Source organism: Aeromonas sp. MdU4, from assembly GCF_041929505.1.
Taxonomy (GTDB): domain Bacteria; phylum Pseudomonadota; class Gammaproteobacteria; order Enterobacterales; family Aeromonadaceae; genus Aeromonas.
Genome location: NZ_JBHFMW010000001.1, coordinates 20,405 through 35,449 on the forward strand (window position 1 = coordinate 20,405; position 15,045 = coordinate 35,449).

General features: G+C 52.3%; 15 protein-coding genes. 4 read left to right on the top strand and 11 right to left on the bottom strand.

Annotated features, from left to right (window positions below; genetic code table 11):
* Positions 1 to 22: 22 nt before the first annotated feature.
* The 8 genes from ACE1BR_RS00060 to ACE1BR_RS00095 form a co-directional block, all read right to left on the bottom strand.
* Positions 23 to 796, bottom strand: coding sequence for an amino acid ABC transporter substrate-binding protein (locus ACE1BR_RS00060; RefSeq protein WP_374866465.1), 774 nt, complete (start codon positions 794 to 796; stop codon positions 23 to 25).
* A 336-nt stretch (positions 797 to 1,132) separates the two neighbouring features.
* Entirely contained in the window at positions 1,133 to 1,756 is a 624-nt protein-coding gene (locus tag ACE1BR_RS00065; RefSeq protein ID WP_374866467.1) for an O-methyltransferase, read from the bottom strand.
* Positions 1,757 to 2,095: 339 nt separating this feature from the next.
* Positions 2,096 to 3,217, bottom strand: a complete 1,122-nt coding sequence (locus tag ACE1BR_RS00070) for a two-component system response regulator (protein ID WP_374866469.1) — start codon at positions 3,215 to 3,217, stop codon at positions 2,096 to 2,098.
* A 1-nt stretch (position 3,218) separates the two neighbouring features.
* Positions 3,219 to 6,332 carry a response regulator gene (locus ACE1BR_RS00075; protein ID WP_374866471.1) on the bottom strand — a complete coding sequence of 1,038 codons (3,114 nt, stop codon included), beginning with the start codon at positions 6,330 to 6,332 and terminating at the stop codon, positions 3,219 to 3,221.
* Positions 6,325 to 6,912 carry a SpoIIE family protein phosphatase gene (locus tag ACE1BR_RS00080; RefSeq protein ID WP_374866473.1) on the bottom strand — a complete coding sequence of 196 codons (588 nt, stop codon included), beginning with the start codon at positions 6,910 to 6,912 and terminating at the stop codon, positions 6,325 to 6,327. Before ACE1BR_RS00080 ends, ACE1BR_RS00075 begins: the two co-directional genes overlap by 8 nt.
* Positions 6,912 to 7,310, bottom strand: a complete 399-nt coding sequence (locus ACE1BR_RS00085) for an anti-sigma regulatory factor (protein WP_374866475.1) — start codon at positions 7,308 to 7,310, stop codon at positions 6,912 to 6,914. The genes ACE1BR_RS00080 and ACE1BR_RS00085 overlap by 1 nt, the downstream gene beginning before the upstream one ends.
* Before the next feature lie 16 nt (positions 7,311 to 7,326).
* Positions 7,327 to 7,671 (bottom strand): STAS domain-containing protein, encoded by a 345-nt coding sequence (locus ACE1BR_RS00090; RefSeq protein ID WP_374866477.1) that lies wholly within the window; start codon positions 7,669 to 7,671, stop codon positions 7,327 to 7,329.
* Between the two features lie 9 nt (positions 7,672 to 7,680).
* Positions 7,681 to 8,607 carry a protoglobin domain-containing protein gene (locus ACE1BR_RS00095; protein ID WP_374866479.1) on the bottom strand — a complete coding sequence of 309 codons (927 nt, stop codon included), beginning with the start codon at positions 8,605 to 8,607 and terminating at the stop codon, positions 7,681 to 7,683.
* A gap of 263 nt (positions 8,608 to 8,870) precedes the next feature.
* Between ACE1BR_RS00095 and ACE1BR_RS00100 the strand changes: the two genes are divergently transcribed.
* Both ACE1BR_RS00100 and ACE1BR_RS00105 read left to right on the top strand, forming a co-directional pair.
* A complete protein-coding gene (locus ACE1BR_RS00100; RefSeq protein WP_374866481.1) occupies positions 8,871 to 10,166 on the top strand; it encodes a DEAD/DEAH box helicase in 1,296 nt (431 codons plus the stop codon).
* A gap of 97 nt (positions 10,167 to 10,263) precedes the next feature.
* Complete coding sequence (locus ACE1BR_RS00105; RefSeq protein ID WP_374866483.1) at positions 10,264 to 10,914, top strand: DUF2913 family protein; 651 nt, start codon at positions 10,264 to 10,266, stop codon at positions 10,912 to 10,914.
* 99 nt (positions 10,915 to 11,013) lie between these two features.
* On the opposite strand, the gene ACE1BR_RS00110 is transcribed toward ACE1BR_RS00105, so the two are convergent.
* From ACE1BR_RS00110 to ACE1BR_RS00120, 3 genes are read right to left on the bottom strand one after another with little or no spacing between them, the layout of a single operon-like run.
* Positions 11,014 to 11,253 carry a FeoC-like transcriptional regulator gene (locus tag ACE1BR_RS00110; protein WP_374866485.1) on the bottom strand — a complete coding sequence of 80 codons (240 nt, stop codon included), beginning with the start codon at positions 11,251 to 11,253 and terminating at the stop codon, positions 11,014 to 11,016.
* Positions 11,250 to 13,523, bottom strand: coding sequence for a Fe(2+) transporter permease subunit FeoB (gene feoB, locus ACE1BR_RS00115; protein ID WP_374866487.1), 2,274 nt, complete (start codon positions 13,521 to 13,523; stop codon positions 11,250 to 11,252). Before feoB ends, ACE1BR_RS00110 begins: the two co-directional genes overlap by 4 nt.
* Positions 13,520 to 13,747: a FeoA family protein gene (locus ACE1BR_RS00120; protein ID WP_033113699.1), complete on the bottom strand. Its 228-nt coding sequence runs from the start codon at positions 13,745 to 13,747 to the stop codon at positions 13,520 to 13,522. Before ACE1BR_RS00120 ends, feoB begins: the two co-directional genes overlap by 4 nt.
* Positions 13,748 to 13,866: 119 nt before the next feature.
* Between ACE1BR_RS00120 and ACE1BR_RS00125 the strand changes: the two genes are divergently transcribed.
* Positions 13,867 to 14,196 carry a translation initiation factor gene (locus ACE1BR_RS00125; protein ID WP_374866489.1) on the top strand — a complete coding sequence of 110 codons (330 nt, stop codon included), beginning with the start codon at positions 13,867 to 13,869 and terminating at the stop codon, positions 14,194 to 14,196.
* 259 nt (positions 14,197 to 14,455) lie between these two features.
* Positions 14,456 to 15,013: a TMEM165/GDT1 family protein gene (locus ACE1BR_RS00130; protein ID WP_374866491.1), complete on the top strand. Its 558-nt coding sequence runs from the start codon at positions 14,456 to 14,458 to the stop codon at positions 15,011 to 15,013.
* Positions 15,014 to 15,045: the final 32 nt, after the last annotated feature.

Genomic DNA, 15,045 nt, shown 5'->3' on the forward strand with positions numbered 1-15,045 from the left:
TAGTTATTATTTTCCGGCAATATTATTGCGAGACATCAGTACCAAAATATTTAAGAGATATTTTCTGGTAGCTACCATCCTGTTTGGCAGTGCGCAGCGCCTGATTGATGGCGGCCAGCAATTCCGGCTGCCCCTTGGCGAGCAACACTGCCGATTGATCCCCCTTCGCTTCGGTCGCCGCTTCCCTCAATTTGGCATCCGGTTTCTGTTTCTTGAAATCGAGGAACGAGAGACTGTCGTTGATGGTGGCATCCACTCGCCCGGTCAGCACCAGCGCCAGCGACTGGTTGAAGCCCTCGGTGGCGACCACCTCGGCCCCCGACTTTTTGGCCAGCTGGGCAAAGTTGCTGGTCAGGGACTGGGAGGATTTCTTGCCCTTCAGATCGGCAAAGCTGTTGATGCTGTGGTTGTCGCTGTGCACCACCACCACCGCTTTGGAGGTGATATAGGGATCTGAAAAATCATACTTTTTCTGCCGCTCCGGCGTGATGGCCACCTCGTTAAGCACCAGATCGTAGCGCTTGGCATCTACCCCGGCGATGAGGCCATCCCACTTGCCTTCGACAAACTCCGGCTTCACCCCAAGGCCTTCTGCAATCAGCTCACCAATCTCCACATCAAAGCCGACCAGCTTGCCGCTCTTGTCGTGATAGGTGAACGGAGGATAGGCGCCTTCAGTACCGATTTTGATCGCACCGGCACTCTGGATGGCGGCGAGGCTGGACTGGGCTTGCGCCGATGTCATCAAAGCCAGTGGAAGGGCAGCCAACAAAAACAGGGAGTGCAGTTTTTTCATTATTCACCTCGTTATATTTGTAAACATCCAGCACGCTTGCCAACGATAATCCGGATTGCCATGCAATTATTATTTTGAATCCTGCTGCTGCCAGCACTATTTAATCGGGTCACGCTACATATACGATGACTGCCAATAAATAATTACACTTGGCGGCACCAGCAAAACATAACGTGGTGGTTACCGTTGCCAAACCATGAAATATGAGGATGTTTAGTGAAATAATGAATAACGGATACGGTGCCCCGCTTTCGCTACTGATTGCGGGGCAGACCGCTCATTCATGACGAACAAAGCACGCGGCCTGCCCGTTACCAAATCCCGGTCATCACCTTGTTACAAACACACCACCAGCCATTCCCCTTTGCCGACCGGCACCAATGAGGTGACGAATGCAGGATCCTGTGCGACGTCATTCATCCACTCCATCATTTCGCTGCGATGGGAGATGGCGTTATCGACCACCAGCAAGCCGCGAGGCGCCAACAGACGACGGATCTGCGGCCACCATACCCGGTAGTACTGGCGATCAGAATCGAGGAAGATGAGCTGATATCCGGCTTGCGGCAAGGTTGGTAACAGCGCCCCCGCATCCCCTGCCAGCAGGGTGATCCAGGGCTCCATTCCTGCGCGCTGGAAATTGTCATGGGCTAGAATGCGCTTCTCATCATCCCGCTCAATAGTGGTGACATGACCCTCCAGCCGACGTACCGCCTCGGCCAGCCAGAGCGTTGAGTAACCATTGGAGGTGCCTATCTCCAGCACGGTCTGCGCCCCGCGGGTTTGAACCAGCACAGCCAGCAACTGGCCGGTGTCACTGGTAATGTTGAGCATCTTGCTGGCACGATCCGGTTGTACCCGATCATTTTGCTCGCCAAACAACTCCAACTCTCGCTTCAGCTGCTCAAGAGGAGTAACCTCCTCTGCCCACGACGCAGAATGGTATTTGCTTTCAGCCATCACTCTACTTTCCTTATTCAGTCCCTGATGATAACGATCATTACGACTGATAAAAATGGAGTCAAATAGTTTGTGCTGAAAATTGGATATAGTAAAAAACTAAAATGGCTGGTCTATGCCAAAAATATCAACCAGTTGTTTAATATGAACTTAATAGATACTTGTGTTATCATATTAAACCCTAAAAAACATCAACAAAGTCGATTTCAATTGCCTTTGCATAAATTACAAAACACAGAAAATAAAAATTTAAAATGTGACAAGTGAAGTTATCAAGAAGTATTTAAATACTTTTTCACACACACTATTTAAAGTGTGCTTTTAATGGCCACACTATGTCTAGTTACAATTTTTCAAACACGCTTGCTCTTCTTGGTTAAGAATATCGTCATCATGAAATTTTTTCGCAATATCATGAAAACTACCTTCTATCGCAACAAAGGCATTTACAATAACTGGGTCAAAATGTTTTCCACTACCATCACGAATCATATCAACAGCCTGTTCGTGAGAAAAGGAAGGCTTGTAAACTCGTCTAGAAATAAGTGCATCATACACATCTGCCACACTCATCAATCTAGCACTTAAAGGTATTACCTCTCCTTTTAGTCCTTCTGGATAACCACTACCATCCCATTTTTCTTGGTGGGAATAGGCAATCTCATTGGCTAACTTTAAAAAGTCAGACTCGAAATCGATGGCTTGCTCAACCTCTTGCAACACCTTGAGCCCCTGAATGGTATGACTTTTCATCACTTTGAATTCATCATCGGTTAACTTGCCAGGCTTAAGAAGTACTTGATCAGGTATACCTACTTTCCCAATATCATGAAGGGGAGCAGACTTGAATAACAAATCAATGAATCCAGGTGTCAACTGATCCAGATAAACACCATCAGATACCAATTGCTGAGCCAGAACCCTGACATAATGCTGGGTCCGACGGATATGATTACCCGTTTCATTGTCTCTAGTCTCAGCTAACGATGCCATCGCTACGATGATTGCATCTTGCATCACTTCTAACTCATGGGTACGCTCTTTTACCCTTAACTCAAGAATTTCGTTCTGTTTCGACAACTCTTCCCTTGTCTGCTTAAGCTTAATATGTGTTTCGACCCGGCTCAGCAAAATAGGGGGGCTTATTGGCTTCATAATATAATCTACAGCACCAACACTAAACCCCATTTGTTCATCCTCAATTTGAGATTTAGCGGTAAGAAAGATGACTGGAATCGCCTCTAATTGAGGCTGCAACTTGATCCGGCGACATACCTCATAACCATCCATTTCAGGCATCATAACATCAAGCAGAACCAGATCAGGGTGACTTCGAGTACAAATCTCCAATGCCTGCAAACCGTTGATTGCCACAAGGACACGATAATATGGTTTAAGCAAACCAATCAATACAGCTCGATTTTCAGGATTATCATCGACGACCAGAACTGTTTCATTCATTTTATGCTTCACCCAATTTATCAAGATCAAGGGGGTAGATTGCGATTGCATTATTTAACACTGATTTTGCCGATGCGAAATCACAATTGTTTATATATTTATTACAATCATCAAAATCTTCCGAACCAAGAAGTTCTTGGAAAAACAAATAATGTTCATCAAAATAATCGAGCACACTTGCATCCATTTCCTGTAATAACTGAACCAAACGATAAAGCCGAGCTTGAGTCTTATTGTCTAACGCACCACTTTTTACCCGTTGCGGCAGTGGTCTATTCAAGGCCCCCGCAAGCAACCCAAAAAAGGTGGCCAAATGTGAAGCCATTTCATCAAGTAGGTCTCTAATCTCTTCCTGATTCACTGCGTTTAGCAAGGATATTTCCAAACGTGATGCTATATCAGATGTCAGTACGGCGCCCAAATTCGCTGCCGTACCTTTGAGGGTATGTGCATAGCGTATTGCTAATTCATGCTCTCCCTTTTCCAGTGCGATCTCAATACGTCTAACAATGTCAGCCTGTTCATTCATCATCTGTGATAGCAAACGGGCATAAAGCTTTTCATTTCCAGCAACACGAAGCAGGCCATTTTTAACATCGAGGGATGGAATATCACGTAAGCTGCAACCAGCCGTAGAGCTATCATTGCCATTGACTGGTATTGATGTATTACGTTTGCCTTGACACCATTTATTTATGGTCCGATAGAGCAGTTCAGGATCAATTGGCTTTGATATATGATCATTCATCCCTAAACTAAGGCAGCGATCACGCTCCTCTACCATGGCGTGTGCAGTCATGGCTATCAGTGGCGTCTGGTCAAATTCATTCATGGCCCGGATTCGACGGCTTGCCTCATAGCCATCCATGACAGGCATCTGCAAGTCCATAAATATGATATCAAATCGCTCCCCTTTTTGTAGAGAGAGAGACAACTGCTCTATTGCCTCTTGGCCATTGCTGGCAACAGTTACCAACATGCCTTTACTCTCCATTAATTCAACAGCGATCTGCTGATTAATTTCGTTATCTTCAGTGAGCAACACCCTTATACCGGTAAGCAACCAGTTTGATGAAGATACTTCGACCCTTTGCGATTTAGCTCCATTAGGGGTCAATCCAACAAATAGATTCATCAATATATCGAATAAGTGAGAAGAACTGACCGGCTTGGTAAGTACGCCAGCCAAGTTTATTCCCTCCATTTCGCCTTGAACTTCATCCTTATCGTAAGCCGTCACAATCACAATTCTCGGTTGGGTTTCATGTGGCAGTTCATTACGGATCCGCTTTGCTGTCTCAATGCCATTGAGTAGTGGCATATTCCAGTCCATGAATACCAGATCGAAAGGTTCTCCCCTTTCCTGTGCAGCCTTGATAACTCGCAGCGATTCAACACCACTGGAGACCGCCTCAACAGGTACCTTCATTGAGGTCAGTAATTCGCCCAGAATATCTCTTGCATGTTCATTATCATCCACGATAAGCGTACGAATATGAGAGAGCAAATCAGGTACCGCATCATGTTGACGAAGCGGTTGCTCACTGAGCGTAAACCAGATATTGAACGTAAAACGACTACCAATACCAGGAGAGCTTTCAACTCTAATCCCGCCCCCCATTAACTCCACCAATCTCCTGCTAATAGATAGGCCGAGCCCTGTTCCACCATATTTTCTGGTGGTAGTACCATCTGCTTGAGTAAATGCCTGGAACAGTCCCTGCGTTTGCTTTTCCGTCATTCCGATACCTGTATCGGAGACTTCAAATATCAATTCTATCTTGCCATCCTGAAATTCACCTCTGCTCACAGAAACGGAAATCTCTCCCTCTTCAGTAAACTTCACTGCATTATTGACCAAATTGATGATCACCTGCCCCAAGCGCAAAGGATCGCCACACAGGGTCACAGGGACCTCTCTAGGGATGGAAAACAGCAACTCCAATCCTTTATCGAATGCCTTCTGCCCCGTCACCATGGATACATTATGAAAGACATCTTCCAGATAAAAGTCGACTTGCTCTACTGACAGTTTGCCTGCCTCAATTTTGCTAAAATCAAGAATGTCGTTAATAATGCCAAGCAGCAGGGTGGCAGAAGTATGGATTTTACCAATATAATCACGTTGCTTTGGTGTTAGCTCCGTATTGAGCGCCAAATGGGACATCCCAATAATGGCATTCATTGGTGTTCTGATTTCATGACTCATGTTTGCCAAAAACATAGACTTTACTTCAACGGCCTCTTCTGCTTTTCTTTTAGCTTCATTAATTTCTTTTTCAACCTGTTTGCGAGCCGTGACATCCCTTAAAAACATGGCTGCCTGGCAACGTCCTCCCAGCTCAAATATCGAAATTCCCAAATCAACAGGCACCAGATGCCCGTCTTGAGTATAAGTTGTTACCTCATAGGCTTTTTCTTTCAACTGCGTTGCATGATTCAACTGAAGAGGTAATTTCAGCACCGAAGCCAATTCACCAAACAACTGCATCTGCAACAGATCAAAAATTGAGTTGCCTATAGCCTGCGCAGCGGTATACCCATAGGTATATTCGGCGGTGTGATTCCATAAGAGGATATTGCCATCGCTATCGATAATAGCGAGACTGGATGGCGCACCTTCAATAATGGTACGCGCCATCTCTTCGCTGGCGACCAGTGCGGCAGTGCGCCGGGCTATTTCATGTTCAAGCCCTTCCTGATGAGCTGCCAAGGCTTGATTTTTTGCATGCAGCTCTTCAAGCAACTCATCTCTGCTCTTTTCACGCAATTGAGCAGCTAAATTGACGCACTGCTCAGCATCAAGAGGATTGTTTCCGGCAAGAGACCCGTTACCGCTCCGTGAACTCGCATCCAAACCACCCACAGAACCCAGTTCAGTTGCATCGGGCACCACGATAGCATAGGAAATATTGGCCTCCTGCAAGGTGATAGCCAATACCACCTCCTCTCGCCCGTTGAGCAGACTTGCCAGCAACGAGTCCATTTTTAGCAGCCAGCGATCCTGTGCACTCTGGGATAACCCATAGCGTCGGGCCAATACCATCAACTTGGACCGAAAAGCAATGAGGCTATTTTCAGCCTTGCGAACAGTTAAATAGACAGATTCAGCCATTATGACACCTGGCGACCACCACTGTGGCATCATCGTAATGCTTGGAAAAATGATCCATCATGTAACCAGCAATCTGAGAGGGACTCCAGTACAACAAAGAAAGCTCCTCTTCCAGAGGGATATTTTCTCTTATTCCATCCGAGGTCATGATGAAGAGATCGTGTGTTTCAAAAGTCCCCTCATGGGATATCAAGGTCGGGATCATTTCACAGACAATCCCGGACTGAGCATGAAAAGAGACCCATTTCCCACAGTCATGCTTTCTGAGCAACACGTTGCCCACGCCTACGACCTGAAAAAGGTTTTTTGCAAAATCGATACTGAGCATGGTAATTGCCGCACCCAGCGTCCCTTTAAAATGCTGATGCACCATCTCCATCAATCCCGTCAGAGAGAGAACCGGACACTCTTTGATAAACATCTCCATCTCGCGCGCCAGTAATGCAGCACTATCCCCATGTCCCAGAACATCGATGACCACAATCAAAGCTCCCTGCTCTCTGGTCAGGACAACAACACCATCTCCAGACGAAACCTCACCAAAACAGGGTGACTGTCTCATCGCAACCTGAACTGGCATTATGACCTCCATTTGATGACGGTAACCCGTGTACCTTCTGTCGATGTCTCGACAGCAAACTCGTCCATAAGCCGCTGCACCCCAGGTAATCCCAATCCTAGCGACTGACCTGTTGAAAAGTGTTCTTGCAAGGCACTCTGCAAATCTGCAATCCCCGGCCCGCGATCGATGATGGTTAACTTGATACCTTCACGCCCACTCTGAAACAGATGCTCAATCCACACCTCTCCGGAAAAGGCATATTTGATGACATTGGTCGCCAACTCGGACACGGTGGTGGCAACCTCACTGATCTGTTGCTGCGCAAGACCGCAGGAACGGGCATAGATATAGCTCCCCATCACCGCGGTGGCGATATCCGTCTCTCCACGCAGGTGGTAACACTCGTTCTCTCTCATATCCCCGGACGCCATATCACAGCAAAGCCATTCCCTGTTCGAGAGAAGAGACTGACACCATGTCAGATGTATCGATGCCTACATCAAGCATTCCCATCACCAGACCTGGCCTCAAACCGACAAAAATACAATGCCGACCCATCATTTCGACCATCTTGGCCAAGGCAAGCAATCGCACCAGTTCATCACAGCCGCAGGTTTTAATACCCGACAAATCAATTAATACCCCCCTGACTCCCTCTTCACTCAATCTGGCTGGCATTGTCACTTCGAACTCATCCAGCAGAGAGGTAGACAGATCGATCTGAATCGAAACAATGAGGGCCTGTCTGAAACGATTGATAGCGATCACTTGCTCCATGATGCTGGCCTACCCCCTGCCATCCAGATGAGAGTAGCGCTGAATATTGAGGCCAACGGTCTTGAAGGCACTCTCCAGGGCATCACGCAAGGTTGCACAGGTCTTTACTTCACCCACATTGATCCCAAGCTGCACCATGGTTTTGGCTATGGAGGGGGAGACACCGGACACCAGACTTTCACATCCCATCAACTTGGTCGCTTTGGTGATCTTGATAAAATGATTGGCGACTGCGGTGTCGACAATTGCCACACCGGAAATATCCATGATCAGTACCTTGGCTCTTTGCTCGGCTATCTTGCACAACACTGAAGTCATGATGTCCTGAGCTCGTTTTGAATCAATCAATCCAACAATAGGCAGCATCAACACGTCCTGCCAAATCATGGTGACCGGTGTCGACATGGCTAGCAGAACTTCACTCTGTTCGGCAAAGCGCTTGTTGTTGATACGGGCATAGGTATCCACCACGATGGTGGTATCCATATGCAACAACTTGGTGAATGCTGTTACCAACGCACTGTATTCATCACTGTAGAGGCTGCCGTCGTACATGCGTTTGGTGAAAATAAGCATCGACATGTTCATACCGGCAAAATAGGTCGGCAGAGAGAGGCCCACCTTGGCATGGACTTCACCGACCAGGACCCGTTCCTGAATATACTGGGCATTGATCTGGGCATTGAAAAAACTACGCCAGTAGATCAATTGCTGCTCCTGAACATGCGCCAAACGGTGGGGGTCGCTGAAATATTGTTCAAAAGCGGGGGTGCTCCGCAGCCAACCATAAAAGTGCGTCACGTACTCATTCAGCTTGGGAAGAATCGTCTGGCCGAACTTGCGGATCAATGCGAGATCGCTCTCCGTCAGCTCATGCAGCGCCATCAAAACTTCAGGATTATCAAACAACAACCCTTCTGGTTTTTTTATTAACATCCCGTCTCCTCCATAAGAACTTCATCATCCCGTCAATAAAAATGACATTGTCAATAGTAGTACCCTGTCAGCAATTAGAGAGAAAAAGTCCGGTCATTTAAGGCAGAATTTGCTGCACCTATCTGTTACACTTCGCGCCCGCCATTTTCCGGCTCACTCTCTGACTTGATGTCAGGCGCAGCCGTCGGTGGTTACAACCTCCGTCTCGCTCATGCCGAGCTAACCAAGCCAAATACAGCCCAGCTGGAACACAGGAACCCATTATGAGATTTGAATCGTTCGATTTTGCCCCCGAGATTTTGCGTGCTGTCTCAGATTGCGGTTATCAGGAGATGACCCCTGTGCAGCAACAGGCGATCCCGGCCATTCGCCGTGGCCGCGATGTGCTGGCCAGCGCCCAGACCGGTACCGGCAAGACCGCCGCCTTCGCCCTGCCCATTTTGCAGCGTCTGGTAGACAATCCGGCTCCGGCCCAGCCTTCCAACGCCCGGGTGCTGATCCTGACCCCGACCCGCGAGCTGGCGGCTCAGGTGGCGAGCAACATCAATGATTTCGCCAAGTATCTCGATATCACCACCATCACCATCGTTGGCGGTGGCAAACAGGACGTGCAGGCCAAGAAGCTGAAAGCGGGCGCTCACATCATTGTCGCCACCCCGGGCCGTCTGCTGGAACACCTCACCGCCTGCAACCTCAGCCTCTCCGGTGTCGAGTGTCTGGTGATGGATGAAGCTGACCGCATTCTCGACATGGGCTTCAGTGCCGATGTGCAGAAGATCCTGCAAGCGGTCAACAAGACCCGTCAGAACCTGCTGTTCTCCGCCACCTTCTCCGACGCAGTGAAGAAGCTGGCCAACCTGATGCTGGACCGCCCGCAGATCGTCAGCGTCAACAAGCAGAACTCCACCGCCGACACCGTCAGCCACACCGTCTATCCGGTCGAGCAGAAGCGCAAGCGCGAGCTGCTCTCCGAGCTGATTGGCAAGCAAAACTGGCAGCAGGTGCTGGTGTTCGCCAGTACCCGCGAGAGCTGTGATGTGCTGGTGGAAGAGCTGAACCTCGACGGCATCAAATCCGCCGTGGTCCATGGCGAGAAGGCCCAGGGCAACCGTCGCCGCGCCCTGCGCGAGTTCATGGAAGGCAAGGTTCGGGTACTGGTCGCCACCGAAGTGGCCGCCCGTGGTCTGGATATCCCGAGCCTGGAATACGTGGTCAACTACGATCTGCCGTTCCTGGCGGAAGATTATGTGCACCGCATCGGCCGTACCGGTCGTGCCGGCAAGCGCGGCATGGCCATCTCCTTCGTCAGCCGTGAAGAGGAACGCACCCTGCTGGAGATCGAGGCCCTGATCGGCCAGAAGATCCGCCGCATCATGGTGCCGGGCTACGAGGTGAGCAGCCGTGACGAGCTGATCAAACAGCTGCAGGAGCGTCGCCGCTTCGGCAAGCGCCCGCAGCGTGAAGATAACGCCGTGGCGCAGGTGATGGCCGAAGCCAAGCTGCAGGGTCAACGCCTCAAGCGTCTGGCCGCCGCCAAGAAGCCCCGTCAGCCGAAATAAGGCGGGCAGTTGCTCTATTGAACCGCAAAGGCGCCACTGGCGCCTTTGCCATCTCTGTCATCGGTGTTGACTGTCGTGGTCAACTCAAGGATCGTTTATGACCCCTCCCAGCTACAATCAGGCCCTGCTCGAGATGGCCACCCAGAGTCTGGCCGAACTGGCCCGTACCGCCGAACAAAAAGCGGGCAAGCGCACCCCGGCGCAAGAGAGCCACTTTCTCTGCACCTGGATGGCCGACTCCCTCAAGGAGAAACGCTTCTCCCGGCTGGTGATGGAAGATTTGAAGGATTGGGTGCAACTTGGCCGCACCCTGGGGGCCGGGGCCGATCTCAAGGGCCTGCTGGAGCGCATCGCCTTCCAGTACCAGTGCGCCATGACCAATCCACAGCAGCTGGGAACCAAGCTGGCTGCCCTGCTGGCCCAGCTGCAAGCAGCCGGCTGGCTGGTATTGACCGAGAGCGAAGTGAACGCCAAGCTGCGCCTGCAATCGGGCGGCCAAGCGAGTCTGGTGATCAGCCATAGCGAATATCAGGGCCATATCGAGGGCGGTGAGCTTATCAAGCCCCTCACCCTCTACGTGCGCGGTGACGAGAAGGTATTGGCCGAGGCAGCCTTCCAGCACGGTCTGCTGCTGAGCCAGGGCAACAAGAAGACCACTCTGGTCAAGCACCACAAGGCCTACCGGCTGATGCCGGATAACGCTCAACCGGCGCTGGCACTGCTGGGCGAAGCGCGCCAGAGCGCCTGATCCCGCCATTTTGCAGCAATAAAAACGGCAGACCCTCATTTAATGCAGGGTCTGCCGTTTTTTATTGTTCGGTTTTATCTGATGAACTTCAGAAATTGTTTAGCGGATCTTGATACCAATCTGACCCGGTGCACACCACTCAAACATCACTTCCTCGCTCTTGCCGCAGCAGCTGCCACCGCAGACCCGGCTTTCACGCTTGATGACCCGCCCCTTGCGCATCCAGACGCCGAGCATGGCCTCCACCGCATCTTCCGAGGTATGGAAGTGGCGAGCCAGCTCACGCCGACTCACCTTCTGCTGCGCGGCGAGGTAATCCCCCAGCTCGCGCAGGATCATAATGTCACCACCTTGCGCGCCACGATGTCACCGTGACGGCGACCTGCCCACCAGAGCAGCAGCAGGGATAAGCCATAGCTGACGATCCAGAACAAACTCTGCTCGGGGTGCGCGGCAAAAGTGGCAGCCTGATAGAAGACGGTGGCGCACATAAAGGCCATGTAGTTGCACCAGGCCGCAGTCAGCAGCGCCCACTGGCGACCGGTCTCGCGCACCAGCGCACCCATGGCAGCGGCGCAAGGCATGTAGAGCAGCACAAACAGCAAGTAGGAGAAGGCACCGGCTGCCCCGTCGAAGTGGGTCTGCATGTTGCCGTAGGTGGAGACATCGACCTCCTGCTCTTCGGCTGCTGCCTGCTGATCATCGAGATTGCCGACCGCAAGGCCCATGGGGTCGCTCGGGTTGATCTCGGCCAGATTGGTCGCCACGGCATCGATAGCTTCCTTGAAGCTGGCTACCAGCGAAAACTCGCTCGCTTCCTCTTCGCCACCGCTACCACCGGCGTAGAGACTGTTGAGGGTGCCCACCACCGCCTCTTTGGCGAAGATGCCGGTCACGATACCCACCGTGGCCTGCCAGTTGTCATCGCGCACACCGATAGGGTGCAGCACAGGAGTCACGGCCTGGCTGATTTTGCTCAGTACCGAGCTCTCCTGATCCTGATGGCCGAAGCTGCCATCGGTACCCAGCGAGTTGAGCACGCTCAGCACCGCCACCACCAGCACGATGGTTTTACCGGCGCCAAAGACGAAGGATTTGAGCTTCTGCCAGGTCTTGATAGCGACGTTGACCGGACGTGGCCACTCGTAGTCCGGCATCTCCATCAGCATGGAGTCGCTCTTGCCCGGCAGCAGGGTACTGCGCAGCAACAGGCCGGTCAGCACCGCCACCAGAATACCGATGAGGTAGAGACCGAATACCAGGTTCTGACCGGATTCAGGGAAGAAGGCCACCGCAAACAGGGCGTAGACCGGCAGACGGGCACCGCACGACATGAAAGGGGCCATGGCCGAGGTCATCAACCGCTCCCGCTCGGAGTTGAGGGTCCGGGTCGCCATCACTGAGGGTACGGTACAGCCAAAGCCCATCAGCATCGGCACGAACGCCTTGCCCGGCAGGCCGAGGCGGCGCATCAAAGCATCCACCACGAAGGCCGCGCGCGCCAGATAGCCAGAGCTCTCCAGCACCGCCAGGAACAGATAGAGGCAGCCGATCACCGGAATAAAGGTAGCGACAGTCTGCAAACCGACCCCGAAACCGTCAGCCAGAATGGCGCCCAGCCAGTCGGGTGCGCCGATCAGCCCCAGCAGGTGATGCACGCCATCGACAAACAGGGCGCCGCCCATGATGTCGAAGAAGTCGATAAAGGCGCTGCCCACCTTGATGGCAAACATGAACATCAGGTACATCACGAACAGGAAGAAGGGGATGCCGACCCAGCGGTTGAGCAGCACCCGATCGAGCTTCTCGCTCTGGGCCACGGTCAGTTTGCCCTTCTGCTGGCACGCCTGGCTGGCCCACAGGTGGATATGGCCGTAGCGAATATCGGCCAGCTGCAGGTCGATATCCTGCCCCTGATGGGCGCGGGACACCACGTTATTGGCGGCAGCCTGCTGACCGGGCTGCAGGGTCTCCTGCATCACCGCATCCTCTTCCAGCAGGCGCAAGGCGCGGCCGCGGGAGGTAAGGTGGTGCGGTGCGAGCAGGGTTTCGAGCTCTGCCAGATCTTTTTCAAGGCTGCTGCCGTAGTCGAGCATCAGCGCCTGCTGGGGCTGACCGATAAAGCTGTGGAGCTGGCTCTTGAAGGCCGCCACTTGCTGGCGATTATGAGCAGAGAGGGCCACCACCGGACAACCGAGAGCCTCTCCCAACAAGGCTTCATTGATGGTGACGCGGCGCTTTTTCAGGATATCCATCTTGTTGAGCACCACGATCATCGGCAGCCCCAGCTCGCGCAGTTGCAGCGTGAGGTACAGGGAGCGCTCCAGATTGGCAGCGTCGATGACGTTGAGCAGCAGATCAGGCTGCTGACCCTGCACGAAGCGACTGGCGATCTGCTCGTCCAGACTGCCATCCTGATTGGCCAGGCTATAGATGCCGGGCAAGTCCATCAGCTTGTAGTCGTTACCTGCGGCGGAAAACTCGCCCATCTTTTTATCAACGGTTACCCCGCTCCAGTTGCCGACCTGCTGGCGGGCACCGGTCAGGGCATTGAACAGGGAGGTCTTGCCACTATTGGGGTTGCCGACCGTAACTAGGGAATAATTCATACCGGTTCGACCTCGATTTGCTGGGCCAGGCTCTTTTGCATGGAGAGACAGATCCCCTGACACTGGATCTGGAGCGGATCCCCCAACGGGGCGGATCGCAGATAAATGACTTCAGTCTGGGGCAACAGGCCCATCACCATCAGCTTGCGACGCAACGGCCGGGACAACTGGTTCATATTCTTGATGCGAGCACTCTGTCCCGGCGACAACTGCGTGAGTACCATGACTGACTCCTGAAGTTAAACAATAATAATTCGCTTTTACCTGAGGCATTATAAGCTGTGTCTTCAACTTTTATTTGAGTAAAATCAAACTCCGCTTAGCTAACCGATAAAGTATTGCCATGAGTCACGACCACAACAGCCGCCTCGTTTACAGCACGGATGGCGGCATGATCAAAGAGCAAAACACGCCGCAATCCGCCTCTCCCTTCCCGCTTGACGGCACCGTGCGCATTCGCCGCGAGACCAAGGGGCGCAAGGGCGCCGGGGTGATCACCATCCATGGGGTCCCCGCCGAGCAGCAGAAATCCCTGGCCACCTTGCTCAAGAAAAAGTGCGGCACCGGCGGCGGTATTAAAGAGGGGGTGATCGAGATCCAGGGGGATAAAAGAGACCTGATCAAAGCCGAGCTGGAGAAAGCCGGTTTCAGCGTCAAGCTGGTGGGCGGCTGATTTGCCCATTTAGCACCTTGTCACCCTGGCGGTTTTTCCCTAGAATGCCCGCTCCCATCGAGGGGGAGTAGTCTCGCACATCGGCTCCACACCGGTCTGCGACCCTGATCAACATACTTGGTGCCAACTCACCATGGTCAGGGTGATCCATGTTCACCTATGGATTTGACAAGACCTTTGACGGGCCAGTGCCAAAACCGGGGACGGATGGCGCAGGCTTGTCTTTGGTTTATAACAATTCCGTCCCCCGGTCATTTTTATGGAAGCCTTGTTAACCTCAACCCTCAGCGTCGCTATTGCCGAAATCGGCGATAAAACCCAGCTGTTGGCGTTACTGCTCATCTGCCGTTTTCGCAAGCCCTGGCCGATCATCGCCGGTATGCTGGCGGCGACCCTGCTCAACCATGCCGGCGCCGCCTGGATTGGCGAGTTCATCAGCCGCTGGCTCGATCCCAAGATCATGACCTATCTGGTGGCGGTGGCCTTTATCGCCATGGCGATCTGGATCCTGGTGCCGGACAAGATGGATGACGAGGAGAGTTCCCTCGACAAGTACGGCCCCTTTATGGCCACCTTCGTGCTCTTCTTTATTGCCGAGATTGGCGACAAGACCCAGATTGCCACCGTGCTGCTGGCCGCCAAGTATGACTCCCTGATCCAGGTGGTGACCGGCACCACCCTCGGCATGATGCTGGCCAACGTGCCGGTGGTGCTGATCGGCAAGCTGGGGGCCGACAAACTGCCACTCAAGGGGATCCGCATCGCCTGTGCCCTGCTGTTTGTCGGTCTCGGGGTCAGCACCCTGATCTTTGTCTGATCTCCCCCTCTTTTGAGAGCCAAGCCCTCCCC

Bases quoted from the DNA above. Each gene is read 5' to 3' on its own strand.
- ACE1BR_RS00060 (WP_374866465.1), bottom strand. From the start codon at position 796: ATGAAAAAACTGCACTCCCTGTTTTTGTTGGCTGCCCTTCCACTGGCT.
- ACE1BR_RS00065 (WP_374866467.1), bottom strand. From the start codon at position 1,756: ATGGCTGAAAGCAAATACCATTCTGCGTCGTGGGCAGAGGAGGTTACT.
- ACE1BR_RS00070 (WP_374866469.1), bottom strand. From the start codon at position 3,217: ATGAATGAAACAGTTCTGGTCGTCGATGATAATCCTGAAAATCGAGCT.
- ACE1BR_RS00075 (WP_374866471.1), bottom strand. From the start codon at position 6,332: ATGGCTGAATCTGTCTATTTAACTGTTCGCAAGGCTGAAAATAGCCTC.
- ACE1BR_RS00080 (WP_374866473.1), bottom strand. From the start codon at position 6,912: ATGCCAGTTCAGGTTGCGATGAGACAGTCACCCTGTTTTGGTGAGGTT.
- ACE1BR_RS00085 (WP_374866475.1), bottom strand. From the start codon at position 7,310: ATGAGAGAGAACGAGTGTTACCACCTGCGTGGAGAGACGGATATCGCC.
- ACE1BR_RS00090 (WP_374866477.1), bottom strand. From the start codon at position 7,671: ATGGAGCAAGTGATCGCTATCAATCGTTTCAGACAGGCCCTCATTGTT.
- ACE1BR_RS00095 (WP_374866479.1), bottom strand. From the start codon at position 8,607: ATGTTAATAAAAAAACCAGAAGGGTTGTTGTTTGATAATCCTGAAGTT.
- ACE1BR_RS00100 (WP_374866481.1), top strand. From the start codon at position 8,871: ATGAGATTTGAATCGTTCGATTTTGCCCCCGAGATTTTGCGTGCTGTC.
- ACE1BR_RS00105 (WP_374866483.1), top strand. From the start codon at position 10,264: ATGACCCCTCCCAGCTACAATCAGGCCCTGCTCGAGATGGCCACCCAG.
- ACE1BR_RS00110 (WP_374866485.1), bottom strand. From the start codon at position 11,253: ATGATCCTGCGCGAGCTGGGGGATTACCTCGCCGCGCAGCAGAAGGTG.
- feoB (WP_374866487.1), bottom strand. From the start codon at position 13,523: ATGAATTATTCCCTAGTTACGGTCGGCAACCCCAATAGTGGCAAGACC.
- ACE1BR_RS00120 (WP_033113699.1), bottom strand. From the start codon at position 13,747: ATGGTACTCACGCAGTTGTCGCCGGGACAGAGTGCTCGCATCAAGAAT.
- ACE1BR_RS00125 (WP_374866489.1), top strand. From the start codon at position 13,867: ATGAGTCACGACCACAACAGCCGCCTCGTTTACAGCACGGATGGCGGC.
- ACE1BR_RS00130 (WP_374866491.1), top strand. From the start codon at position 14,456: ATGGAAGCCTTGTTAACCTCAACCCTCAGCGTCGCTATTGCCGAAATC.